19 protein-coding genes are annotated in these 25855 nt (G+C 42.6%); 10 read left to right on the top strand and 9 right to left on the bottom strand.

All coding sequences use genetic code 11. From position 1 onward, the window contains the following. The first annotated feature begins 173 nt into the window (after positions 1–173). Positions 174–2627, top strand: a complete 2454-nt coding sequence (locus NSTC731_RS02140; protein WP_445632257.1) for an ATP-dependent Clp protease ATP-binding subunit — start codon at positions 174–176, stop codon at positions 2625–2627. Positions 2628–3300: 673 nt separating this feature from the next. Here the strand turns inward: NSTC731_RS02140 and NSTC731_RS02145 are convergent. Further along, positions 3301–4806, bottom strand: coding sequence for a DUF3131 domain-containing protein (locus NSTC731_RS02145; protein ID WP_445629416.1), 1506 nt, complete (start codon positions 4804–4806; stop codon positions 3301–3303). 149 nt (positions 4807–4955) lie between these two features. Here NSTC731_RS02145 and NSTC731_RS02150 point away from each other — a divergent pair, with 149 nt between their 5' ends. After that, positions 4956–5531 carry a TIGR04376 family protein gene (locus NSTC731_RS02150; protein ID WP_445629417.1) on the top strand — a complete coding sequence of 192 codons (576 nt, stop codon included), beginning with the start codon at positions 4956–4958 and terminating at the stop codon, positions 5529–5531. A gap of 219 nt (positions 5532–5750) precedes the next feature. Here NSTC731_RS02150 and NSTC731_RS02155 read toward each other — a convergent pair whose 3' ends face one another. From NSTC731_RS02155 to NSTC731_RS02170, 4 genes are all read right to left on the bottom strand, one after another. After that, entirely contained in the window at positions 5751–6566 is an 816-nt protein-coding gene (locus NSTC731_RS02155; protein WP_445629418.1) for a DUF928 domain-containing protein, read from the bottom strand. A gap of 395 nt (positions 6567–6961) precedes the next feature. Continuing rightward, complete coding sequence (locus tag NSTC731_RS02160) at positions 6962–9319, bottom strand: CHASE2 domain-containing protein (RefSeq protein ID WP_445629419.1); 2358 nt, start codon at positions 9317–9319, stop codon at positions 6962–6964. Between the two features lie 557 nt (positions 9320–9876). Further along, positions 9877–11028, bottom strand: coding sequence for a DUF1822 family protein (locus tag NSTC731_RS02165; protein WP_445629420.1), 1152 nt, complete (start codon positions 11026–11028; stop codon positions 9877–9879). Between the two features lie 349 nt (positions 11029–11377). After that, positions 11378–12565 (bottom strand): sigma-70 family RNA polymerase sigma factor, encoded by a 1188-nt coding sequence (locus NSTC731_RS02170; RefSeq protein WP_445629421.1) that lies wholly within the window; start codon positions 12563–12565, stop codon positions 11378–11380. Positions 12566–12898: 333 nt separating this feature from the next. Between NSTC731_RS02170 and NSTC731_RS02175 the strand changes: the two genes are divergently transcribed. From NSTC731_RS02175 to NSTC731_RS02195, 5 genes are all read left to right on the top strand, one after another. Beyond that, complete coding sequence (locus NSTC731_RS02175) at positions 12899–13246, top strand: hypothetical protein (RefSeq protein WP_445629422.1); 348 nt, start codon at positions 12899–12901, stop codon at positions 13244–13246. A 567-nt stretch (positions 13247–13813) separates the two neighbouring features. Continuing rightward, positions 13814–14368 (top strand): hypothetical protein, encoded by a 555-nt coding sequence (locus tag NSTC731_RS02180; protein WP_445629423.1) that lies wholly within the window; start codon positions 13814–13816, stop codon positions 14366–14368. 279 nt (positions 14369–14647) lie between these two features. Beyond that, positions 14648–15064, top strand: coding sequence for a hypothetical protein (locus NSTC731_RS02185; protein WP_445629424.1), 417 nt, complete (start codon positions 14648–14650; stop codon positions 15062–15064). A 358-nt stretch (positions 15065–15422) separates the two neighbouring features. Next, positions 15423–17642: a peptidase domain-containing ABC transporter gene (locus tag NSTC731_RS02190; RefSeq protein ID WP_445629425.1), complete on the top strand. Its 2220-nt coding sequence runs from the start codon at positions 15423–15425 to the stop codon at positions 17640–17642. Between the two features lie 25 nt (positions 17643–17667). Continuing rightward, positions 17668–19170 (top strand): HlyD family efflux transporter periplasmic adaptor subunit, encoded by a 1503-nt coding sequence (locus NSTC731_RS02195; RefSeq protein WP_445629426.1) that lies wholly within the window; start codon positions 17668–17670, stop codon positions 19168–19170. A 159-nt stretch (positions 19171–19329) separates the two neighbouring features. Here the strand turns inward: NSTC731_RS02195 and NSTC731_RS02200 are convergent, their stop codons facing one another. Further along, on the bottom strand, positions 19330–19653 hold the full coding sequence (locus NSTC731_RS02200; protein ID WP_445629427.1) for a hypothetical protein: 324 nt from the start codon (positions 19651–19653) through the stop codon (positions 19330–19332). Between the two features lie 552 nt (positions 19654–20205). On the opposite strand from NSTC731_RS02200, the gene NSTC731_RS02205 reads away from it, so the two are divergent. Beyond that, positions 20206–20979, top strand: coding sequence for an MlaE family ABC transporter permease (locus NSTC731_RS02205; RefSeq protein WP_445629428.1), 774 nt, complete (start codon positions 20206–20208; stop codon positions 20977–20979). A gap of 145 nt (positions 20980–21124) precedes the next feature. On the opposite strand, the gene NSTC731_RS02210 is transcribed toward NSTC731_RS02205, so the two are convergent. Further along, positions 21125–21571, bottom strand: a complete 447-nt coding sequence (locus NSTC731_RS02210) for a hypothetical protein (protein ID WP_445629429.1) — start codon at positions 21569–21571, stop codon at positions 21125–21127. 384 nt (positions 21572–21955) lie between these two features. Between NSTC731_RS02210 and cruF the strand changes: the two genes are divergently transcribed. Continuing rightward, the gene (gene cruF, locus NSTC731_RS02215) at positions 21956–22864 is read left to right on the top strand and encodes a gamma-carotene 1'-hydroxylase CruF (protein WP_445629430.1); all 909 of its coding nucleotides are present in this window, start codon (positions 21956–21958) and stop codon (positions 22862–22864) included. A 186-nt stretch (positions 22865–23050) separates the two neighbouring features. After that, positions 23051–24247 (top strand): 2'-O-glycosyltransferase CruG, encoded by a 1197-nt coding sequence (cruG, locus tag NSTC731_RS02220; RefSeq protein ID WP_445629431.1) that lies wholly within the window; start codon positions 23051–23053, stop codon positions 24245–24247. A gap of 98 nt (positions 24248–24345) precedes the next feature. Here the strand turns inward: cruG and rnhA are convergent, their stop codons facing one another. Next, a complete protein-coding gene (gene rnhA, locus NSTC731_RS02225; RefSeq protein WP_445629432.1) occupies positions 24346–25254 on the bottom strand; it encodes a ribonuclease HI in 909 nt (302 codons plus the stop codon). Between the two features lie 116 nt (positions 25255–25370). Next, entirely contained in the window at positions 25371–25505 is a 135-nt protein-coding gene (locus tag NSTC731_RS02230; protein WP_445629433.1) for a hypothetical protein, read from the bottom strand. Positions 25506–25855: the final 350 nt, after the last annotated feature.

Consider the following 25855-nt stretch of genomic DNA (forward strand, 5'->3'; position numbering starts at 1 on the left):
ATTACTCCCAACTTACATTAGACGGCAAGTACACCTGATGTCTTACGGCTCTCACCACTGCCACTTAACTTTAAATAAAGTTACATTAGTCCTTAAGAAAATACAAAAAACTTTAGATGAGGGTGAATTTTATCTCACCCAAAGTCCAAGCAGCGAGGAAGCAAGAACCCATTATGTTTGAACACTTCACTTCCGAAGCCATTAGAGTAATTATGCTAGCTCAGGAGGAAGCACGTCGCCTGGGACACAATTTTGTAGGAACTGAACAAATTCTCCTGGGTTTAATGGGAGAAGGAACTGGGGTTGCTGCTAAAGTGCTGGCCGAATTAGGCGTTACCCTCAAAGATGCACGTCGCGAGGTAGAAAAAATTATTGGTAGGGGTTCTGGCTTTGTACCACCAGAAATTCCTTTTACTCCTAAAGTAAAAAGCCTCTTCGAGCAATCGTTTAAAGAAGCTCATAGTTTGGGACAGAATTACATTAACACTGAACACTTACTCTTAGGATTAACCGAGGCGGGTGAAGGTGTTGCCGCCAAAGTACTGCAAAATCTAGGGGTAGACTTTAAAAGTGTCCGCAGTGCGATAGTTCGCCGTTTGGGTGATAATGCACCAGCTTTTGCTGGTAGTGGTAGTCAAAAGCGCACCCAACCGCTAACAATGGAAGAGTTTGGCAGAAATTTGACCAAATTAGCCCAAGAAGGCAAACTCGACCCTGTAGTTGGTCGCCAGAAAGAAATTGAGCGGGCGATCCAAATTCTCGGTCGCCGCACCAAGAATAACCCGGTGTTGATTGGAGAACCAGGAGTTGGTAAAACTGCGATCGCCGAAGGTCTAGCTCACCGGATTATCAACCAAGATGTTCCCGAAAGTTTGCAAGACAAGCAAGTTATCAGCCTCGATATGGGGTCATTGGTAGCTGGAACTCGCTTCCGTGGCGATTTTGAAGAACGCATCAAAAAAGTTGTGGAAGAAGTCCGCACTGTCGGCAATATCATCTTGGTGATTGACGAAATTCACACCTTGGTTGGCGCTGGTGGTACAGAAGGTGGCTTGGATGCAGCCAACATCCTCAAACCTGCCTTAGCACGAGGTGAACTCCAGTGCATCGGCGCAACTACCCTCGATGAGTATCGGAAGCATATTGAGCGCGATGCCGCCCTAGAGCGTCGTTTCCAACCGATTCAGGTTGGAGAACCATCGGTAGAGGAAACCGTACAAATTCTCTACGGCTTGCGCGGTGCTTACGAACAGCACCACAAAGTCACAATTTTGGATTCAGCACTTGTAGCCGCCGCAGAATTATCAGACCGCTATATTAGCGATCGCTTCTTGCCAGATAAGGCAATAGACTTGATTGATGAAGCTGGTTCTCGCGTTCGTTTGCGGAACTCCCAAAGTTCTCCCAATAAAGAACTCAAGCGCGAACTCGCTGGTGTCACCAAAGAAAAAGAAGCAGCAGTCAGAGTCCAAGATTTTGACAAAGCTACACAACTGCGCGACCAAGAGTTAAAACTCGCAGAACAACTGCAAGCAACCTTTACACAAAACGAGCAACCTGTCAACTCAACTGTAGTTGACGAAGAAGACATCGCCCAAATCGTTGCCTCTTGGACTGGCGTACCAGTTAATAAACTCACTGAATCTGAGTCAGAGTTGCTTTTACATCTAGAAGACACTCTGCATCAGCGACTTATCGGACAAGAGCAAGCAGTCACGGCTGTAGCTCGCGGTATCCGTCGCGCCCGCGTTGGTTTGAAAAATCCCAATCGTCCGATTGCGAGCTTTATCTTCTCTGGCCCCACTGGCGTTGGTAAAACAGAGTTGGCGAAGGCACTAGCTGCCTACTTCTTCGGTGCGGAAGACTCGATGATTCGGCTAGATATGTCCGAATACATGGAAAGTCACACCGTCGCCAAGCTCATTGGTTCGCCTCCCGGTTATGTCGGATACGACGAAGGCGGACAACTTACAGAAGCCGTGCGGCGAAAACCATACACAGTGCTGCTATTCGACGAAATCGAAAAAGCACACCCCGATGTATTCAATATGCTCCTGCAACTATTGGATGACGGTCATCTTACCGATGCCAAAGGTCGGAAAGTGGACTTCAAGAATACGCTGATCATTTTGACTTCTAACATCGGTTCTAAGGTGATTGAAAAAGGCGGTAGTGGCTTAGGCTTTGACTTCGACACTCAAGCCGACGCTAGTTATAACCGGATTCGCACCTTGGTCAATGAAGAATTGAAAGCTTACTTCCGTCCTGAGTTCCTTAACCGTCTTGATGAGATTATCGTCTTCACCCAGCTTTCCAAAGATGAAGTTAAGCAAATCGCCGAAATTATGCTTCGCGATGTTGCTAGCCGCTTGACAGAAAAGGGAATTATCCTAGAAGTTAGCGATCGCTTCAAAGAGCTTGTGGTACAAGAAGGTTATAACCCCAGCTACGGTGCTAGGCCATTACGTCGGGCAATTATGCGCCTCTTAGAAGATTCTCTCGCCGAAGCAATGCTGTCTGGTGAAATTACAGATGGAGACACAGCCCTGATTGATGTTGATGATGACTCTCAAGTGAGAGTACGAAAATCAGAAAAACGAGAATTGCTCTTGGCAAATGTTGGCTAATTTTATACCCGATCGCTTTTTACTGTAATATTTGAGAAACAGTCCAGCCTCTTGCGTAGAGCAGAGGCATAAACAGGGTCATCTCAGACAAACATCAAGTGAAATGGTATTATTTCTCACCCCTAGTAGAAATGCTAGGGGTTTTTTTATGCGATTTATAAGGGACTTCCAACTAAAAAAATATCCGATCTTGGTGTAGGCAGGGGGGCAGGGAGCAGGGAGCAGGGGGCAGGGGGAGAAAGAAAAATACGATCTGAGTAAATTAGATAATTTATTTTCTGGAAGTCCCTAAGAAGAATTCAGAACTCAGGAGTCAGAATGAGCTAAACCTTAGCTATCCGCTAACAGAATTGAATTCTGTACGACTGGGTAATGAATATTGGTTTAAAACCTTGCCCCTTGTGGGCGAAAAAAATTAAAATATTCTCGCCTTAAAACTCTATCCCTTTATGGGTAGAGTATTCACCAATTCTGAATTCTGACACCAGCGTGAAAAATGATTGCGACAGATGGAAAACTGAAACATTTATCCAATGGATGTTTCACAATCCAAAATTGTTCGACTGAGCGACTTGCCTTGAGTTTCGACTGCGCGGTAATCGAGCGAAGTCGAGATTCAACTACCGCGAAGTCGAAAGGAGCCGAAGTCTAAAATCTAAAATCCAAAATGGTATTACGGTCTTTTTATAGTCTTCTCGGTTGACTTATGGCTCCTGACTCCTGCCCAAACAGTAAGTGGCTGCCCAACTTGCTTATACAGTAAGCTTTCCATAATTACACCATTATTGTTAGCGGTGAGAGTTTTATTCGGCTGACGCATAGACTCATAAAAGCCGTTGTACCAGCCTTCTTGAGACTTCAGATTGCCTTGAACGAAATCAAATAACTGACTAGTATAAGCAGTGTTATAAAGCACATGCCAGCCGAGCGCAGCTTTGGCACTGAGGAATCGCAAATTGTTGTGCTGTTCTCTGGTATCCGCGATGGTTGCCCAAGGTTGTCCGTTGACAAATAAGCTGCTGTAAACAAAGTATGGCGCGCGATCTAAGTTGTCTTCGGTGACGGCGGTTAATTGTTTTGTCGCTTCATAACGCGCGGCTTGGGCAGCTAAAATCCGATCGGCATAAGCTTTAGGCAAAGCTTGAAACCCAGTTTCAATACCATCTAAGATATAGGGTTCGCTAAGAACGTAATTATTGGCTCCAGAGTTTTTATAGTCCCGTTTGTCGTAAGGAATTCCTTGTCCATAAAGATCGACAAAGGCAGTATTGGACTGATAATCTAAAGCTTTATTAACATTCAAACCCCAAAGCTTCAAACCATAAGCAGCATAATTCTCATAGCCCAAGCGACCTTCTTGATTGTATTGTTCTTTGCCTTTGATGACAGCAGTACCAAACATTTGACCGTTTGCGGTCAGACGCTTGACTTGCCAGTGTTTCCAAACTGCTGCTGTTTCTAGTCGCATTTCTGGATACTTTGCCTCGACAATCTTCAGCCAGATTGCCATTCTTCCTAAATCGATGGCTGACCAGCCAATTTCTTCCTGTTTATCTAGTTGACCATAATTAACAGGTACGAGAGTTTTCGCATTGTAAACTTTGTTGGGTAGTTCTCCTTTATATAAAGGCATTGACGCCAGTGTATTCAACATTTTGCTCATTTTGGCTTCAAATTCAGCCGCAGGCACGATGTTGAGTTCTCTAGCACTGACTAAAGCGGCGATCGCTGCTGTCTGATCCCACATACTTATGGAGGCAAAGCCATCAACAGAATTGATCAAGCCGGTTTCATCGTTCCAGTTGCGTTGGAAGTATGACCAAGCAATACGTGCCGTTGTCATTTCTTCTGGGGTCAGTTTTCCAACTCCAGGAGCAACGTATGGAATTATGGCTACTGTTAATTGATTCTTAGGAATGGGTTGACCTGGCAAAACTACGGATTGAGCATCAAGGCTGGCAACTGTTTCAGCATCTTTGACACCAAAGACAGGGGGTTGGGGTTTCTCTGGTTGTAAAGCAATTGGGGATGTTGATATTTCAGCTTTTTTTATAGAAGTATTGGAAAGTTGCTTAGACCAACCATTTAAAAGTGCGATCGCGATCGCAGCGGTAACGACTCCTCCTACAGTAGCTAGTATGGATAAGCTCTTAGGTGGTGGTTGAAAGTCAGAACTCATACTGATTAAAGCCTTATGTTGTAAGTTAAAGTTATTTGCGTAGTTTCACCAAATACATTCTTCCCAACTTTCAAATCTAACTAACACCCAGAAGTCCACCAGACTACTACAATAAAATAGTCACGCACCCGATCTCTGGAGTTCTAGCAGTGGGCTTATTTGATGATTTGAGTCGGTTTCTAGAAAACCGTTTAGAAGAATTCTTGCGTAACAATCCACATTTGGAGTTAGAGGCGCTGCTAGAACAGCTGCGTGAGCAAGAAGAAGACACATTAAGGCTAATCGCAGATTTAAAATTACAAGAGAAGCGATCGCAAGAAGAAATTCTCTCCACCGCGCAAGAAATTCAGCGTTGGCATATCCGTATTCAAAAAGCCAAAAACGCCAATAGAGAGGATTTGGCGGCAGCAGCAGGTGAGCGAGAAGCAGCTCTGTTGCGCGAAGGAAATCAGCGCTGGGGACATATGCAAGGGCTGAAAGAACGCATTAACCAATCTCAGGAATTACTGAAAAAAATTCAGCAACGGCGACAGGAAGTGCAAGCTAAAGCCACCGAAGCACAAACAGCCCGTGCGAAAGCGCAAACTCAGCAGCGTTCGGAAACCATTGGCTGGTCAAATCAAACTAGCAGTTTTTCTAGTGGTTTTGATGACTTAGAAGAGAAGTTCCGTAGCTGGGAAACTCAGGATGAGTTAGAACAAATGAAGCGGAATATGAAGAAGTAGCGCCTATTGGCTAAAATACGCCGAAATAGCTTTTGCGTTCGCCGAAATAACAAATGAGTACGCCGAAATAGCAAATGAGTACGAGGACTAAACTAAATTTCTTGTTTAGTCCTCTTTTAGAGGACTTTAGCTATCAGCCCAGAACTTTAGTTCTGGGCGGGATATTTGCTCGGTGTGGGACTTTCACTTGAACAGAAATATTGGCTAGGCCTTGGTCTGCTACTTTGCATTAGCTTGGCAACATTTTACTAGAGGTTGTTTAGCGAAATTCTCTAAATCTATGGATTTAAGCAAATTCATCCACTCCACCGCTAGAGTTGGATCTTCAGGTTTGCTAAGACGTAATTCAGCCAAAGTAGTCAAAGCATCGTACCAAATACCATTCTCGGCATAAAGGTTTACCCGTTGCTGAGGAGTTGCTTGCTTCAAGCTATCTACTAATTGAGGATTTGGATTGACTCGTTGCACCCATCCTTCCACATACTCTCGTTCTGGAGGTTGTTGGGGATTGCAAATGATTTTTATCTTAAAAAACCAGTGATACATCTTGTCTACTTGCAATGGGGAAGCATTTGCATTTAAGGGAATGCTAACAATTCCTGGTACTTCTGGTATTGTTACCATTGTTCGGTAAAGAGTTTGACTTGATTTACCTGACTCATCTTTGACAACAAACTCAATGGAATCAATTAGAGATTTTTGATAGGGGACAAAAAACCAAAAACTTGGATATTCCTCATTCGTCAAACCCCAAACTTTAGTAACAGAAATAGCTTCTGTTTGCCCTTGATTTAATGTCTGTTTGTATATAGGTACAAGTGCAACTACAGACTGATTTCCAACACCACAACCGCGACTTGCAGCCCCGCCGCGATCGCCTGCTGCACCCCTGTCTGGAGGAGGCGGAGGAGGCGAAAATTTCTGAGGAGTGACCGCCGCAACTGGTGTCATCCAAATCATTGGAGAATAGCCGATAATTCCCCACAAAGTCATTCCCACTGCCGCGATTAATTGCATTTGCCAATAGCTTTTCATAAAACCTCCTAACACTTGCTTGCTAAACGGCGATTTTCATGCTTAGAGAATGTTTGAAAAGGGTTGTATAACATATTAAATTCTGATATTACCCCCCCAACCCCTCTTATAAAGCAGGGCTGTTTCATTCCCTAAAAGGCGCTGATTTACAAGCGTTTCAAGCAAAAAAACCAGGTGACTAAAGAATCTGATTGGGCAAGAAAATGGTGAATGCACTTAAATTTGCTGGTTGAGGTGGTAGTTTTTATTTTTCCCACTCAAGCAAATTTCTGACTCATACTCTTGACAAAATCCCTAAAATTTCGGATGAAACAGCCCTGGGGTTAGGGGGGGTATTAGATACTTTGGGTAACAAATATAGCTTTCCAAACATCCTCTTACAATTGGCGTTATTATTAATTTTTAAATTTCATGTTTAAGTAAGTTGTAGATATTAAACTATTTACTACTAAAGCCAACATAGCAGGAATTAGCGGAACCCAACAACTATATACAATTAAAAATATAAAACAGCTAACGTATAAACTAATAATGGCTATTCCTCCTGCCAAGCTTAAGTAAATGAATCGGTGCAGATAAGCAGTAAATAAACCGCCTAAAAAAGACCAACCCCAAACCCAAATTACCTCACCCCAAAGCGGCCAAGTCCACAACAGAGGTTGTCCGTCCAAAGCAGCCCTGAGCAGTTGACTGACCATCTGGGCTTGTAAAAATACTCCTGGTATTGCGTGTAATTTTCCTTGAGGAGTGATGTAGGGAGTTAACCAGTAATCACCAAAAGTTTCTGCTGTTGTGCCAATAATGACTATTTTGCCTTTGACTGCATTGGCATTTAGCTTACCCCTTAACACTTGTTGTAAGGTCATACTTGGTGCGATCGCTTCTGGTGAAGGAGAAGAACGATAATTTAAGAAAATTTGGTGTCCAAAAGCATCAACTCCTTGATAACCTCCGGTATGAGTTTCTATTGGTTTAAATGTCACCTTCCCTAATTGCCATGCGCCATCAGGGGTAAATTGCAACCGAATTCCTTTTGTATACAGGTAACGCAGCGCCAGTTGAACATTCAAGGCATAGGGCGCAGTACAAGGAGATGAGGGTGCAGGAGTTAACGCTAACAGCTGGCGACGCACAACATTATCTGAATCGATGGCAATATCGCTAAAACCGAGATTATGTGAAGAAACTTCTGGGGGTGGTTTTACACCTGGTTTTCCGGCTTGATAATCGCTGAGTTGACACACCCCGACAAAGCGATCGCTTTTTCGCATCCTTTTTGCCAATGCTGGATAATCCTTACCCACTGGATAATCTCGGTATATATCCAAACCAATAACTTGAGGTTGATATGCCTCTAATTTTTCTAACAGTAGGGCAAGTGATTTGTCTGACAGCGAACCTTGAGGTTTTTCCGGTTTTTGCGCTTGCACATCTTCTTCAGTTACAGTGATAACCAGTAGGCGTGAGTCTGGTTTTTCAGCAGGGCGCAAGCGTACCAGTTGGTCAAATGCACTTAACTCTAATGTTTGCAGCACGCCCAAATACCTTACCCCGATTAATATTCCAGTTACTACCATGCTCGTTAGTAATATTAATGAGAAGCCAAGCCGATTTGTGGTTCTTCTAACAGGCGTGGTTTGAGACAAAGATGCAGGAAGATTGGGTGGATTTCTAAACAATTCCCGCCAATTCAACGGCGTCTCAGCCGGATTTTGAAAGATGACAGGTAACCATGTCGCACAGGGAAATTGGTTTTCTAGTCCCTGTAACCTTTCTCGTGCTTCCCTGACGGCTAAATACAACGAGCCTCCCCGCGCAAAGGCTTCTAAAAAATACTTTAAAAACTGTTGCGCCACGCGATCGGGTACAGGCTCTCGCATCACGATAATTTGAGGAATATGTAAATCTGCAAACTCCCAGGCCAACCCCAAGCCATCACAGGAATTAAAAATCGCTAGTTTTAGACCTCGTTCTACTGCCTTTTTCAAGGCATACTTTAACTGGCTAATTGTGAGACTTTCTGTTTGATTGATATAGATTTTTCCGGTTTGATTCGTTTCCTGGGTAGAACTATGTCCGGCGAAAAATAGAATCTGCCAATTCTGCTCCCATAGCTGGTCGGTCAGGTCAAGGCATTGTGGTTCAACTAAAAAAGTTATATCTGTATTGGGTAACAAATTAAGCAGCGCTTGGTCTGCTTTGGTATCAATACCTTGACTGTTACCCAAAATCGCTAAGATTTTTACTTTGTCGGATGTAGTTGCTATGCGGTTAAGGTTGACTTGTTCGTAGGCAGGAGCGCTCAGGGCGATTTCCGCTTGGGGATAGCGTTCTAGCAAATCCCAAAGATGCCAGGGAAATTTCTGTAATCGCAGGTCTTTGGTTTGTAAAAGCATCCGAATATTATCCGCAAGCATGAGTTTTTCTAACAATTTCTCGCGGATGGAACGAAAGGAATCGGAAGCAAGCCAAGCATTAAAACTGACTTTAAATTCCTCACTCACCTGCTGACAGTATTCGAGGCTGGCAGCTTGGTTAAGTTCTTTAGCTAAACCAATTGGACGAGATGGCAGCCTTAAATTCCGATAAATAGATTGCCAACGGTGATAATCGCGAAGAATTTCCGGGTTGGGGGGTAGCTCACCTGTGATTTCCACAGTCGGGCGGACATTTTCATCGCCAATCTGTAGAGTTACGGTAAACCCTTGTTCAAAGTTTCCCTCCCCTAACTTTAAGATGATTAACTTGTCCACAGCTAGTTCTCCCTAGATGTTGAGTATGTCCGTAGGGATATGGCAGTGCCCATTGGTGTCAACTTGAGCTTAAACGCTTGTTGCAGATACGCTTTACCCCACCCTAGCCCTCCCCTTGTAAAGTGATATCTTATTTGATTGGGCATTGGGCATTGGGCATAGGCTTTACCCCACCCTAGCCCTCCCCTTGTAAAGGGGAGGGAACTGGATTTCCGGCTTCCCCCCTTTACAAGCGATGCCCTGAGCTTGTCGAAGGGGGGGGATTGAGGGGGGTAATTCGACTTGTGTGTACACCGAAGCCCCAAGGCATCGAGGAGGGGCAGTTTTGGCTTTAGACAAAACCGAGGTGGGGTGACGCTGTGAGTAACCATAAGCGAATGAACTCAATATCACGTCTTGACAAAGGTTTCAGGTTAAATTGACACCTATGGGCACTATCGTGCCCTTACACCCTGCTATATATCTTGGTTGCTAAATGAATTGCCTACTGTGTGTAGTTAAATTCAGTGTAAGAGCAAATAATACAAGCTAAACATGAATATTTTTGAAGGTAAAACTTAAAACCGCAAAATCTCTCGGTCATAATCTTCAGGAGTGGGTTCTATTTCCCAAACCAATCCTTCTCCTAGTTCCAAAATTACTTCCAAATACAACATATCTACAGCAGTTGTTGCCGTATCTTGATTATTTTCAAAAGCTTGTAAATCTTCCGTTAGTAATCGGAGTTTAAATCCAGCCGGAATTTGACTATCAACAGTTGTACTTCGCAATTCAAAACGCCAAACATAATCCTCAGAAGCGCTTTTAGGGAAAATGCGTAACTCGTATGTTTGCTCTGCAACTTTTATTTGCCGAGACAAGCCGAGAACTGGTTCTGCACTCCGCATTCCGGCAGGTACCACAAGGAATTCTCTTTTTTCCCATCCCCACTGTTGAGCTAAATTGGCTACTCCTGTCTGTAACCATTGCGGAATCGATCGCTGTATGAGTAAACCCTGACGCAGTTCATACAACTTTTTTCGCCAACCGCTATGTGCCAAGAGCGCACCCCAGAGTGAAAATGGAACTGCTAAACGTGGGAATTTCACATCGCGATCGCCCAATCTTTCTAAAAGGTTTTCCGCCTGGGTTTTGCCAATAGATTCTATTGGTGCAATCTCAGCACGTAAGGCTTCTGAGCGATCGAGTTGGCGTGTAACCCACAGCACATTAATATCTGGAATTAAATCTTCACTTTCCAAGCTGTAAGTGCGATCGCCAGCATCATAAATTCCTTTTGTTTTCAGAATTTGATGGGTTGTATAACCACAAATTTTTATCCAACCATCATCAGGATTAACTTGTACTGCTATGTAATAATCAGCAACCCACTCTGGTATATCTACCCATTCTTGGGGTACGCGTAACTCATCGTCATCTATTGCCAAAGTGGGAATTAATACCAGGCGATCGCGATCGAAAGTAATAGCTGTGCCATTGACTACTTCCCAAAAACTCGGCAATGTCGCACTGTTAGGATAAACCTTGGCGCCGGGAGCAATTTCCTCTTTGAACCAAGGCAAAAATGCTTGCAAGCATTTTTGATTTATCCACCCACGTTGACAAGCACCAGCTGTTGAGTATGGTTGTTCTTGCACTTCTGGAGATTGGGTAATTTCCAAGTATAAATGCTGTGAGTCAATGGTGAATGGGGCAGGTGGGTTCAACATAAATTATTTTAGAATGGCTTCATATAAAGACCATGTTAGGGAGAGGGGAGGCATTGTGGGGTAAAGGGAAAAGGGTAAAGGGTAAAGGTATAGAATTTTCCCTTACTCAGTAACCTTTAACATCCACCCCAACATCTTGGCAGGCATTGTGGGGACAAGGGTAAAGGGTAAAGGGTAAAGGTATAGAATTTTCCCTTACTCAGTAACCTTTAACATCCACCCCAACATCTTGGCAGGCATTGTGGGGTAAAGGGAAAAGGGTAAAGGGTAAAGGTATAGAATTTTTCCTTACTCAGTAACCTTTAACATGCACCCCAACATCTTGGCATTTGTTACTTTTGCAAGATGTCTACTGAATCTGGGTATGGCTATATTGGACTTTCAGCCATTCCTCTAAACTTGTGTTTATGGCATCTACTACGTCGGATTTAGGGGAAATATGCAAGGTGTTTTGACTCCATTGTGTGAGAGTCAGGAGCAATGACTTTTTAATGCTGCTCAGGCGACGAGAAACAGTATATTGCTTCATTTCTAGCTGGGCAGCAATTTCTTGTTGAGTCAGTTGTTGAACGTAGTAAGCTTGTAGTACTTTTTGGGACTCAGCATCGAGTGCAGCGATCGCTTTGTGCAAAACTTGGTTTAACTGAGCTTGCTGCGATCGCATATTCACAGCTTCTTCCTGCTCAATAATTTCCGTTAGTAAAGATGTTTGCAAATCTACAGGCAGTATATCTAATAAATTACCTTCATCTTCTTTGAGGGGAGCGTCTGCGGAAACAAATTTAGGATAGAGTAAATTACGGGCAGCTTTAGCAGCAGATAATACCCAGGTTTCTATGGTTTGTTGATTGACGACGGCAGAGGGCGAACTCAATCGGCCCAAACGTTCTGCATTATAAAGATGACTAATAGCCTCCCAAGTCTGAGCATCTGGTTTGGCAAGCTGACGAATTTTTGTATTGTCACCTGTGTAGAGTTCCTTAAAGCATTCCCAGGCTAAAACATAACTCTCGATGCTTTCGGCGTTAAATCCGGCATTTTCTAATGACTGCACTAGTCGTTTGTGGCTGAGTTTGTGCAATAATGCCCAGTCTGAGCAAATGTCTGCTTCCCGTTGTAAGCGCACTGCATCTTTGATAATCGATTCAAAAGTTAATTGTGCGTAAGCTTTTAAATGCGAACTGTATTGAGGGTTGAAAGTTTTGAGGATTTTGTTAATATGAGCGATCGCCATCTGAAAACAATCGGCTACAGACGATTGCGTGGGAAAGTTGAGGGCGAATTTTCTAGCAGTCCAATAGCACACCTCTTGTAAATAAGCAGAAATATGTGCAAGTGCCACAGCACTAGATTCAGTCTGCCAAACTCTATACCAGTAAAGCGCCCAAAAGGTATCTGATTTCTCAGTTGACGACTCCTCCAGGCAAAATTTCATACTACGTCGCAGTTTGGCATCTGTTGCCCAACCACTAAATTGATCTAGATCGAATTGCACAAACGTAGAAAAGATTTCAATAATGCCCTGTCGGGGTTGCATGGAATACTTGCCGTTGTTTGAAACATAGCTGATTACAATTATACAGCCATAGGTACAAAAGCTAATTCCTTGCTGCGTAAGGATTTTACAGATTTTTCAAAAAATTTTTCATCCAAGTGCATAAAAACTAAAAGTCATCGTAGAGAGTGATATGCAGAGAAATTCATTTAAAAAGATGCTTTCTTTGGGGACTAGCGGAATCATTGAATAAGTTCGTTAAAGACAGAACAAAATTTCGATAGTTACAGCCGCAAATTTATTCCCCAAATATGCAACTTCTTAAAAGTTACCTAATTATCTCTGCATCATCTAATTAACAAAGAGAGAAAAACCATGTTAACTAATCAAAGCTGCCTAGAATCTTTTGGTTTAATTGAAGAACTTGACGAACAAGCTGCTGAAACAATTAGTGGCGGTTACGAAGTTTTTGAAGTTAAAAACAAAACGGGATACAATATTCCCTACACCGTCGATGGTACAACAACAGGCGATCCATCACCTGGCTCCGATCGTATATGGACTGCTTACAGTGGAGGAATCATTGAATTTGACTCTGACGGTCGAAGTGGCTACGAGCAATACAAAAAATACAATTTGGCCGATGGAGGAGTGTATGAATTTCAAGACAACCTAAGTACTCCTGGCAATCCATATGATATCGAACTCTATCGGGTAGACTAATCTGCAATTCTCAAGTAGATTTACTGATTTGAATTTTCGAGGTTAGAGTTAAGGGACTGACAAATAATAAAATATCCCAATATTTCTTGTAGGATGGGCGTCTCGCCCGTCCTGCGAACTGGGCGCTCATGTTGCCATTGGTGTCAACTTAACATCAAACCGAACGTCCGCCAGGGATTAAAATCCCTGTCTGATAGCAAAAGTCCTCACTCAGAGGACTGAAGATTACAGTCCATTTTAATGGATTTGGGTTATTAGACCGCCGTTTTAACGTGGGCGGACGCACAACTCAAAAATCTGGGCTAAAAAGCTGAATACAATATAACGTCGGGGCAAGTGCCCCGATTTTTCCATGTATAAGGATTTGCCAGATTTTTCAAAATAGTTCTGCTGCAAGTGCATAAAAACTCAAAGTATTCGTAAAGAGTAATATGCAAAGAGATTGAGCTAATAAATACCACAAAAAAATGCTTTTTTTTGGTTAATTGCTAAATCATTGGATAATTTCGTCAAACACATACTGATTTGAATTTCTGAGGTTAGTTATTTATCAAGGAACACAAATTTATGACCTCAACTACAACTTATACTTACGATGCCAATGGCGATGTAATCTCTAACAATATAGATACCAACAGTGATGGAACAAAAATACCTTCGCCAAAAAAAGAGAAAGTTAAAAAACTCGGTTTTGGATTATCAACACTTGTAGCTCTGTCAGTGATTCCGATTTCAGTTGTAACCATGCCGTTAGTGCTAAACCAGCCAGCGCAAGCTCTATGTATTGCCTCTCCAGACTTCAATGGAATTTGGCATTCGGATGACGGAGGCACTTATTACGTTAGGCAAATTGGCAATGAAATTTGGTGGCTGGGAATGAGCGCTGATGACGGAAGAACCTGGACTAATGTATACAAAGGAACAAGAATTGGCGATACGGTTATCGGGCAATGGGCTGATGTCCCTAGAGGTGGAATCCGCTCTGGAGGAATTCTTAATTTGAGTGTTCCACCAGGCTGGAACGGAAGTGTCCCAGAATTTAGCAGAAACTATGTTACTGGGGGTTTTGGCGGCTCTAAGTGGTTCCAATCTTGCAATGACGTAATCCTCAACCCTATTTAGCCAATTTTCGATCGCAGTGCATAAAGACTAAAAGTAATCGTAGAGAGTGATATGCAGAGAAGTTCATTTAAAAAGATGCTTTCTTTGGAGACTAGCGGAATCATTGAATAAGTTTGTCAAAAACAGAACAAAATTTCGATGATTACAGCCGCAATTTGATCCCACAAATATGCAACTTTTTAAAAGCTACTTAATTATCTCTATACGATCTAATTAACAAGGTAGGCTAATCTGCAATTCTTAAGTGTATCTAGTAAATTACAATCAAGGATAAAAACCATGTCAAAAATCATTTCTACTAACGCTGCTATTGTTGCTCAAGAACAACTTTTCACTAACCTAACACCAGAAGAAGCGTCTGTCATTGAAGGAGGATATAACCTCTATGTAAGTAGTATAGTTTGTCTGAAAGATGGTGCAGATACTTTTAGCCAAGATGACGTTTATGCTAACGTCACTGTTGACGAGATAACCAGTAAACTCAATGTAGGTGGTATGAGTGCAGGAGATGGTAAAAATCTCGGTTGGGAATTTACCTTCTTTGAAAATGCAGAAATCAGCTTTTTCGATAGTGATTGGCCGGACTCTGACGACGCTCTAGGCGGTTTTTCCGTCTCCGGTCCAACAAACGGCATACAAAGAACTACTATAAGTGGGGGCGGTTCTAGGTACAGAGTATCTTACTCAGTCAGTTGAGGAGATTACAAACCGACCTGAGTAGTACCATTTTGGATTATTAGATTTTGGATTGTAAAAGAGTTAGTGAATAAGGGAACTCCAAGAAATAAATTATCCAATATTGTGGCGTGGGCAATATGAGCGCCCAATAAACAAAGGCGGGCGAGACGCCCACCCCACAATAAATAATTGAATATTTTTTATTTGGAAGTCCCTAAACTTTTGGACAATCCATATATCGCAATCATTTTTCAAATTGGTAGAACTTTCCAGAAATAGCTTAGTACTTAGATATTTAGGTTTCACAAACTAAATATCATCTTTAGTCGGGGTTTTCTCCCCGACTTCTCTTTTTCCATTACCATTTGTTTTGACAATGAAATACCAAATAGTCCTTCAACACAGTGAAGAAGACTGTGGCGCAGCAAGTCTTGCCACAATTGCCAAACACTACGGACGCACATTTACCCTCAACCGCGTCCGAGAAGCCGTAGGCACAGGTTCTAGAGGAACATCCTTGCTAGGATTGAAGCGGGGTGCAGAAGTACTAGGATTCAACGCCCGCCAAGTTAAAGCTAGTCCCCAACTAATCGACCAATTAGATCGAGCTCCCTTACCAGCAATTATCCACTGGAAAGGCTACCACTGGGTCGTATTATACGGGCAAAAAGCCAAAAAATACGTCATTGCCGACCCTGGTGTTGGTATTCGTCATCTTACCCGTAAAGAGTTAATGGCGGGTTGGAATAATGGCGTAATGCTGCTGCTGACTCCAGACGACAGTCGTTTTTATCAACAAGAATCAGATAAAATTGGCGGTTTGGGAAGATATCTGCAACGAGTTTGGCCTTATCGTTCTATTCTCGCTCAAGCGATCGCCATTAACATCGCTATTGGATTGCTTTCTTTGGCGTCTCCCTTCATGATGCAACTCCTCACCGATGATGTCTTAGTACGAGGTGATACCCAACTACTAACTACTGTCGCCATTGGCGTTATCGCCATGAACTTAATTAGAAGCGCCATTAGTTTAGTCCAATCTCACCTGATCGGTCACTTCGGTCAAAGATTGCAATTAGGATTAATTCTAGAATACGGACGCAAACTCTTACATTTACCCCTTTCCTACTTTGAAGGACGACGCAGTGGGGAAGTTGTCAGCCGCATTGCCGATGTCAAAGCCATTAATAATTTAGTTTCCCAAATTGTCCTCGGATTACCCAGTCAATTCTTTATTGCGGTAATTTCCTTGGGTTTTATGCTCTTTTACAGTTGGGAACTAACTCTCGCCTCCATAGTTGCATTTATAGTTGTCACGGGTGTTAACCTACTTTTCTTACCCGCGATGCGCCAGAAAACCCGAAATCTAATTGTTTCTGGTACAGAAAACCAAGGCTTTTTAGTAGAAACATTTCGCGGCATCCAAGTATTAAAAACTACCCAAGCCACTCCCCAAGCTTGGTCAGAATACCAAGGAAATTATGGTCGCCTTGCCAATTTGGGCTGGAGTATGATGAAATTGGGACTGTATAGCAGTACGGTTACTGGCATTCTTTCTACCTTCATTAGTATCGGCGTCCTTTGGATAGGTAGCTATTTAGTCATTAATCACACCTTAACAATTGGTCAATTAATGGCATATAACGGCATGAGTGGCAACTTTCTTGGCTTCTTAGGTGCTGCGATCGGCTTAGTAGATGAGTTTATCACAGCCCAGATAGTCCTGCAACGGATGACAGAAGTGATTGACGCTACCCCAGAATCCGAGAATGATTTTAAAAAGCCTTGGGCACAAATTCCTGGCAATGCAGATATAACTTGCAGTGAACTTAACTTTCATCACGCAGGTAGAGTTGACCTCCTCCAAGATTTTTCCTTAACTATTCCTGGCGGTAAAGTTATTGCTTTAATTGGCAAATCTGGCTGTGGTAAAAGTACCCTGGCAAAATTACTTACAGGCTTATATAAAGTCGAGTCTGGCAATATTCGTTATGGTTTTTATAATCAGCAAGATTTATCTTTAGAATGTTTGCGTCAACAAGTGGTATTAGTTCCTCAAGAACCCCACTTTTGGAGTCGTTCGATTATTGATAACTTCCAGTTTAGCTATCCGCATATTAGTTTTGAAGAAATTGTCAAAGCTTGTCAAATTGCAGGTGCAGATGAATTTATTAGCAAACTCCCTGATAAATATCAAACTGTTTTAGGAGAATTTGGGGCAAATCTTTCTGGTGGACAACGCCAAAGATTAGCCATAGCCAGAGCCATAGTTACTCAGCCACCAGTCTTAATTTTAGATGAATCCACAGGCGCACTCGACCCAGTAAGCGAAAGACAAGTATTAGATAGACTTTTATCCCATCGTCAAAATCAAACGACTATTTTAATTAGTCACCGTCCCAAGGTGATACAGAGAGCAGATTTAATTGTATTTTTAGAACAAGGACGCTTAAAAATCCAAGGTACACCAGAAGAATTGCGCTCTTTACCTGGCGAACATTTAGATTTCTTAGATGATATTTTTACTTACCATAATGGGTTGGCGCTGATATCTTCCCCGGCTCATCATAACGGTAAAACTGCCACCATTAATTAAGATAATTCGTAATTTGTAAAACGTCATGGTTAGCAACACAAATTTTCTCCCCCCAATTCAAACAAACGAATTTCTCCCACCAATTACCCGTTGGACAACATGGGGCGGTATGTTTATTCTCTGCGTTCTCGGATTAGCTGTACCACTTGCTGCAATTTGTAAGTATAAGGTTACAGTCCAAGCACAGGGGGTTGTGCGTCCGGCGGGTGAATTGCGAATTGTGCAAGCTGCAACTGAAGGTCAGATAATGCACATTTATGTCAAAGAAAATCAACTAATCAAAAAAGGAGATGCGATCGCAACTATTGATGACTCCCGCCTACAAACCAAAAAAAGCCAATTGCAAACTAGTATTCAACAATCTAAGCTACAACTAGTGCAAATTAATGCCCAGATTAGTTCCCTCAACAGCCAGATTCGAGCCGAAACTGACCGCCTTAACCGGATTATTACTGGCGCTCAAGCCGAATTGAGCGGTCGCCGTCGGGAATATCAAGATAAAAATCTGACCACTGTTTCCGAACTTCAAGAAGCTGATGCTAACGTCAAAATTGCTGAGAAAGAATTACTAGCTGGGGAAGCACAGTTAAAAACAACACAAGCAAATCTCCATGCGACTGAAGCTGCATTAGGTGCAGCTCAGTCAAAACAGAAACGATATGAGACTGTAGCTAACCAAGGGGCGCTATCTCAGGATCAATTTGAAGAAGCACAATTATCTGCCAGACAGCAAGAGCAAGCGGTAAAGGCCCAAGCAGCAGCAGTGGAAGCACAAAAACAGACAATTGAACGGTTACAACAAGCGGTATCTGCTGCCATTGCCAGAAGACAACGCGCCCAAGTTGCCGTAAATCCAAGTAATGCAGCTGTAACTGTTGCTACTGAGCGAATCGCTCAAGAAAAAGCCGGAGGGGAAAGCAATAAAGCAACATTAGAAAAAGAACGCCAAACCCTAGTTAACCAACGAATTGAAATTGAAAAGCAGTTAGAGCATGATACTAGCGAACTCAAACAAGCCGAAATAGATTTAGCTCAAACTGCGATCGCAGCTACCGCTGATGGTATCATTTCCCAACTCAATCTGCGAAACCCAGGTCAAACTGTGCGTGCTGGCGAGGAAATATTGCAAATTGTCCCCACTGATGCGCCTCAAATTTTGAAAGCAGCAGTAGGATCTGAAGATCAAAGTAAGTTAAAAATTGGTCAAAAAGTCCAAATGCGGGTCAGCGCTTGTCCCTACCCAGATTATGGTACTCTGAATGGTCAAGTGCAAACGATTTCTCCAGATGCAATGACTCCTCAAAAGAATGGCACAAATACATCAATGAATGGGACTACTAGCCCAAAAGCTACTGCGCCTGGTGCTTTTTATGAAGTCACAATTGAACCAGAAACTCTGGTTTTAGGTAAAGGGAAAAACCAGTGTCATATTCAATTGGGTATGGAGGGTAGGGTTGATATTATTTCCCGTGAAGAAACTGTGCTGCAATTCTTTCTCCGTAAGGCGAGGTTGATTAGTGATTTGTAACTTTTAAAATACAGCAACCTACTGGTAGCATCAGCGTGTAGGATTGATAAATATTAATTTTCCGGCTTTTGCTAATGAACAATGCATTTGGTAGCTGGCAAGAATGGCTAACAGTATTCATCTATTTAGGTTTTACCGTCTTCATTATCTGGCGCGTGTTTACCGCCGAGAAGAATTAAAAAAGCTGCATATCATCTCACCTGGATCTTTTTGCTCAAAAGGCAAAACAGTCCCAGTTTGTTGAACCTTGACTCGTTCGCGACAATTGTAAACCTCTGTAGGTCTTTTTATGCCATCTACGCTAACAATTGCCTTGTATTCCCAATAATTTTTGGCACTTCGGCTGATACTGAGAATGCAAATCTGGTGGTGTAGACCGTCGTAGACAGAGTAATTACGGCATACAGATGCAAAAGCCGGATATACCACAGAGAAAGGTAGTATTAATAGCAACATAAATATGATGTATTTAATCCGGCTCATAAAAATTGTTTAACATTATTTAGAAATATTATTAAATTTTTCAACCCTTTGAGTTGATTCAATTACTTTTCCTAGTTTGACAAACCAGAGATTGCAACTCCATCGCACACAAAGCATGAGAGCAGCTAAAAAGCTCATAATGCTTTATGTGCTATTTTCCGTTAAAGTTTACTAAGCTCAATTGAACCATGCCCAAACGCCTCCTTTACTTTGAGGGTCAACATCTAGTACAACACGGCTTACATCAACCACACATTCCAAATAAATGAAACAGTTATACTGTATACCTGTTTGAATACTTCGACAAGCTCAGTACAAGTTTTGAGTTTTAAATTTTGAATTCCGCCTTGCGGTAGTAGTGCGTCTGTTCATGTACCATACCCTAATACCAATTCGTAATATGCTGCGGTAAGCCGCGCTTAGTGCGTCTATTCAATTGAGAAAGTCAGATTACATCTGGCTGGGTTCCCACCATTTGTATCTGTAGTCTAATTTTGGAAAATTGATATCACAACAAATGTGCAAAAAAAGTCAGTCGTAAGGACGATAAAATTGCAACCAAAAACAAAATTTGAGCAATCTGGGATTACACGCTGTTTTGCAGCAATACTGCTCTTTGGTCAAGTGTGGTTACATTTACTCCAAGGGAAAACCTACTATCGCAAGATTTTGCAACATCTTGTTACCGCTGGGCCAGGTTCTATCTCTCCAGTTCTCCTTGTCAGCGGTTTTGCAGGAATGATTTTTACTATTCAAACAGCGAGAGAATTAGTACGATTTGGCGCTGTTGATGCAGTGGGAGGTGCTTTTGCCTTAGCTTTTTGTAGAGAATTAGCTCCAATTTTGACCGCTAGTATTATGGCAGGACAAGTAGGTTCTGCTTTTGCAGCGGAAATAGGTGCAATGCGAGTCACCGAACAAATTGATGCACTTTATATGCTCAAAACCGATCCAATTGATTATCTAGTACTTCCTAGAGTAATTGCTTGTTGTTTGATGGTGCCTTTGATGACGATTTTGGCTTTAGTTACAGGCATCATTGGCGGAGTTTTTGCCGCATCAAAGTTCTACCAAATTATTCCCGAAACATTTTTAGAATCAGTCAGAAATTTGTTAGAACCGTCAGATTTGTTTATTATTTTGCTAAAAGGGTTTATTTTTGGAGTGCTGGTTGCTGTCATTGGCTGTAGTTGGGGTTTAACTACGAGAGGGGGAGCAAAGGAAGTAGGAGAATCGGCAACAAAAGCAGTTGTTACGAGTTGGGTATCCATTTTTATTATGGATTTTTTCCTATCTCTACTGCTATTTGAACAGCCTGCATTTTGAACCCAAGTAAGTATAGAACAAAATTCTCGACTTTTTAAGAAATTGGGAATTTGAGCTACACAGGAAATAGTAGGTAAATAATGCTGCTTGTAAAGGATTGGTGCAACCCAATCCAGGCATGGCTTGTTTTTTTGGGTATACTTTATCACGTTAACAGAATATGGGAATATATAAACTTGTAGATTAGCGCACCCAAAGCTAAACCTCCCAATGAAAAGATAGAGGCAGTCGAAAAAGCTAATCCTTTTCTAAGACCCGCTCTTTGAAAGTCTATCCTGACTAATATAGTCGCTGAAATTATGAGTAAAGTATCAAGAAATACCCGAAACCAGGCAACCATAATAAAGAATAAGAAAGCTGCTAAGACGGCAACAGCAAAAGCCCTGGTATTTGATTGCAGAAAAATACTGTAGTAATATGTCATCTTTGGCCAAGGAGCGGTCAACGTTATGATTAAAAGCAAGATAGCAATTACAGTTGCCACCCACACAAATATAGGAGCACGTGTTTCTGATATTACCCAGCCCAAAGTACTGTAACTCAGCAGTACTAGTGCTAGGGACACCCAAGGAACTCTTTTCAAAATTGACATGGGTTTATATTTCTAGTACAGGGTTAAGGTCTTATCGCATAAATAAGTTTACTAACTCAAGACTTTATTTTGCTTGAGGATTTGCTTAGTTTACGATCGTTGTCCTTCCTTAAGCATATCCCAGTATCAAAGGAGTTGTTTGCGATACGGGTATTAGTGAGATCGGAAACCAGAAGTTCTTATAGATAAAATTATGGAGATTTTGAATTTATGGCTTAAACTAGGAAGTTTAGCATTATATTTTATAACTTCAATCAATAGACTTTTATGCTATTTACCAGAAAGCCAAACAAGTTTGTCGAGAATTGCGGTACAAAGTAGTTAAAGATTTGTAAACTGTTAGCAGCCGAGTCGCCGCGTGTCACATCTTGTTAAGGAATTATCATGAAACAACTTATTATTGCTGAACGCGTATGCCTCATTGGTCATATCGCGTCAAAAGCTTTTGGACTGGTAGGGATGCTACTGGTAGTACCTAATGCCGAAATAATTTTCAACTTATCGCAGGTAGGAGAAACTGCCGTACAGTTAAGTATGGCTGGCGGCGGTGTAGTTGATATCATCTTAGGGACAGTAGCTGTCTCTATTTATGCCTACCGGACGCTGGGATTCGGAACTTGGCTAGCATTTATGCTGCCGGCTATGTTTATTTCATTGGGGAGTGAACTACTGGGAACCAGTACAGGTTTTCCATTTGGTGATTATAGCTACTTGAGTGGCTTGGGTTATAAGATTGGGGGGCTAGTTCCTTTCACAATTCCTTTATCTTGGTTTTATGTTGGGCTGTCGTCTTACTTAATTGCGAGAACTGGTTTGAAAGTGGCTCAAAAACCCAGTTGGGGTCGCCATATTGCTGCGATCGCCGTTGGTGCTTTGCTCTTCACTTGCTGGGACTTTGCCCTTGAACCGGCTATGAGTCAAACTTCTCTGCCCTTTTGGTATTGGAAACAACCAGGAGCTTTCTTTGGAACACCTTACCAGAACTATATAGGTTGGTTTGGTACTAGCGCTCTGTTTATGAGTGTGACAGGATTATTGTGGAGAAATACCTCGATTCAATTAGAGCGATCGCAACTAAATCTGCCTTTAGTCGTTTATTTAACTAACTTTGCATTCGCCGCTGGACTCAGTTTGGCCGCTGGATTCTTTATCCCTGTGTTACTTGGCTTGTTGCTAGGTGTAATTCCGGCTATGGTGCTGTGGTCAAGGAGTTCAACCACATCGGCTCAAGTTACTGTTGAACCAGTAACCAAAGAAGTATCAGTAGCAAAGGTTGAAGTTGCCTTGAAATAAGTCTAGAAATTAGGGAGTGGGGAGGCAGAGGGAGCAGAGGAGCAGGGGACAAGGGGACAAGGGGGACAAGGGGACAAGGGGGAATTATTAAACAAGTCTCTCCCTTATCTCCCCCCTCTTCCTTGTCTACCTTGTCTCTTCTCAATGCCCAATGCCCAATGCCCAATGACTAATGACTAATGACTAATGACTAATGACAACGCTTTGATAGTAGAAAACGCCATCTCTCTTTTATTGCTACTTATCCAAGTACCAGCAACGGCGATTCTGTTTTCGCGCCTGTTAAAAGGGCCAAGACGCCATCCTCCAATAGAACCCCAACAACCGACACCTGAGCTTTTGGGTAGGGTTAGCATCGTTGTTCCCACACTGAACGAGGCGCTTCGTATTAGCCCTCTGTTGGCTGGTTTAAGTCAGCAAAGCTACGAAGTTCGGGAAATTATGGTTGTAGACAGTAAATCGAGTGATGGCACTCCCGATTTAGTCAAAGCCTCACAGCAGAAAGATCCGCGCTTTCGCCTGATGACAGATGATCCCTTACCCTCTGGTTGGGTGGGGCGTCCTTGGGCGTTGCATAATGGTTTTCTATATAGTTCCGAGGCTAGTCAGTGGTTCTTGGGGCTGGATGCTGATATCCAACCGCATCCTGGTTTAGTTGCTGGGTTGTTAAAGACGGCCGAAGCACAAGGCTATGATTTGGTTTCTCTATCACCTCAATTCATCCTCAAATATCCTGGGGAGTGCTGGCTACAACCGGCTTTGTTGATGACTTTGCTTTACCGATTTGACCCAGCGGGGATCAATACAGAGCAACCAGAACGGGTAATGGCAAATGGGCAGTGTTTTTTGTGTCGTCGCTCTGTTTTAGCTGCTGTGGGTGGTTATAGCAGTGCGAGTAATTCTTTTTGTGATGATGTCACGTTGGCACGCAACATTGCTATTCAAGGTTATAAGGTCGGCTTTTTAGATGGCGCAAAGGTATTAAAGGTAAGGATGTATGAAGGGGCGATGGAGACGTGGAAAGAATGGGGGCGGAGTCTCGATCTTAAAGATGCAACTTCTCGCTTTCAGTTGTGGGGAGATTTATGGCTACTCGCATCTGTTCAAGGTCTACCCTTTTTAATTGTCCTGACTTTTTTGTTGATTTCTCCCACTCTCTCATCTGCGCCCACTCCCGCACTCCTGCTGCTGGGACTGAATTTATTTTTGCTGGTGATTCGTTTTGCGATGCTAATAGCGATCGCACCTTCTTACGATCGCACAAACGCTAAAGGTAGCTGGTTATTTTGGCTTTCCCCTTTAGCCGATCCCTTAGCTGTGCTACGAATCTTTTTATCTGCATTCCGCACCCCGCGCGAGTGGCGAGGACGCAAGTATATATAGTGGGGCATTGGGCATTGGGCACAAGAGGCTGAGGGGCTGAGGGGCAGAGGCGAAAGACTTACTGCTACTTCTCCCCTGCTCCCCTGCTCCCCTGCTCCCTACTCCTCTTCACCTCCTACTCGATCCCCGCGTTCCAATTCCCAAAGAATTTGATTTCCTTCACGGCGTACCCGTGACACTATCCAATTTCGCCAGCGCCATTGATCTCCACGACTGGTGACAGCACTGGCGTGGACATCCATCAAGTCTGCTAACTCAGAACTGGTGATTAAGTAGCCTTTTTCAGAAATTTCGTCAGCTATACGCAGAGTTTCGACCAAGCTGCGGAGTTGCGAAACCCTCATTTCTAGCGGTTTTTCATCGGTCACGGCCGCAGTTGGCCCAGTTGATGGTTCCATAAAGGTTATTTCTGGTGCAAAAGTACTGATTTGTTGGGGACTTTGGTTAGTTATTCGAGAGTTTTTTTCATAATCAGCTACTTTTGCTACATTTAGGTCATTTTTGGTAGGTAAAGATTTATGAAAATCTGTGAAAGATAATTGTTGTAGCGAAGGGATTTTGCCACTGGCATAAGTGCGAGCGATCGCATCACAACGTTCGTTACCTATGTTACCAGAATGTCCCCGAACGTATTGCCATTTTACTTGTTGGGTATTGAGTTCATCTAAGGTTTCTAAAAGGTCTTGGTTTTGGACGGGTTTACCATCTGACTTTTTCCAGCCTTTGTTTTTCCAGCTTTTCACCCACTTGGTAACACAGTTAATCAGGTATTCGCTATCGGTATGAAGGGTGATGGATTGGGTTTGTTGAGATGTTTGCAGAAATTGAAGGGCGGCGATCGCAGCTTGCATCTCCATTTTATTATTAGTGGTATGAGGGGATGCATCGCCCATTTCGTGGATTGAGCCGTCGCTGAAGTAGACAACAACACCCCAACCGCCAGGGCCAGGATTACCGGTGCAAGCACCATCGGTGTATATGCTTTGAATTATGGGTTGGGTGGACATGTTTAGAGTATCAAACCGCGGAGGCAAGAGTTATTAGCGGCGAATTTTTTAACAATATCCAGGCTATTATACTGATAAAAACTCTTAATTCTGACTCCTGACTTCGGAATTCTTCTTTAATCCTCATCATCAGGCAAATTTTCCATTTCTTCAGTAATTAGCGTCTGAAAATCTTCGTCACAATGATTATACAGATGAACCGCAGCAGCTAGGAGTTCTGCTAGAATTTCAGCTTGTTGGTTCGCAGTCAAACTAGTTAACTGTAGCTGGTTAATTAGAGCTGATTCGTAAAGAAAATCTGAATGATACTCAACTCGTTACTAGGTCTGAGTTTCAGCGAATAAGTATTTTTTTGACTCAAATTCCTGAAATCCTTGCAAGACAAGTACTTTACTTGAGTTTACAAATTAGCTCTTAAGGCTTGTACTTTCAGGCATTCTATACCTAATTCAGCAATCAAGGTACTAAGGGTTGAATTGGTTATTGCAAGAGGGCGATCGCTAATCTGCATATTTTAGTTATTGTCCCAATCTTTTACGCGCTTGTTGGATTGCCTTGTCAAAAGCACGAATCTCTTTTTTCCAATGCTTAATTAGACCTT

This window comes from Nostoc sp. DSM 114167, assembly GCF_052692655.1.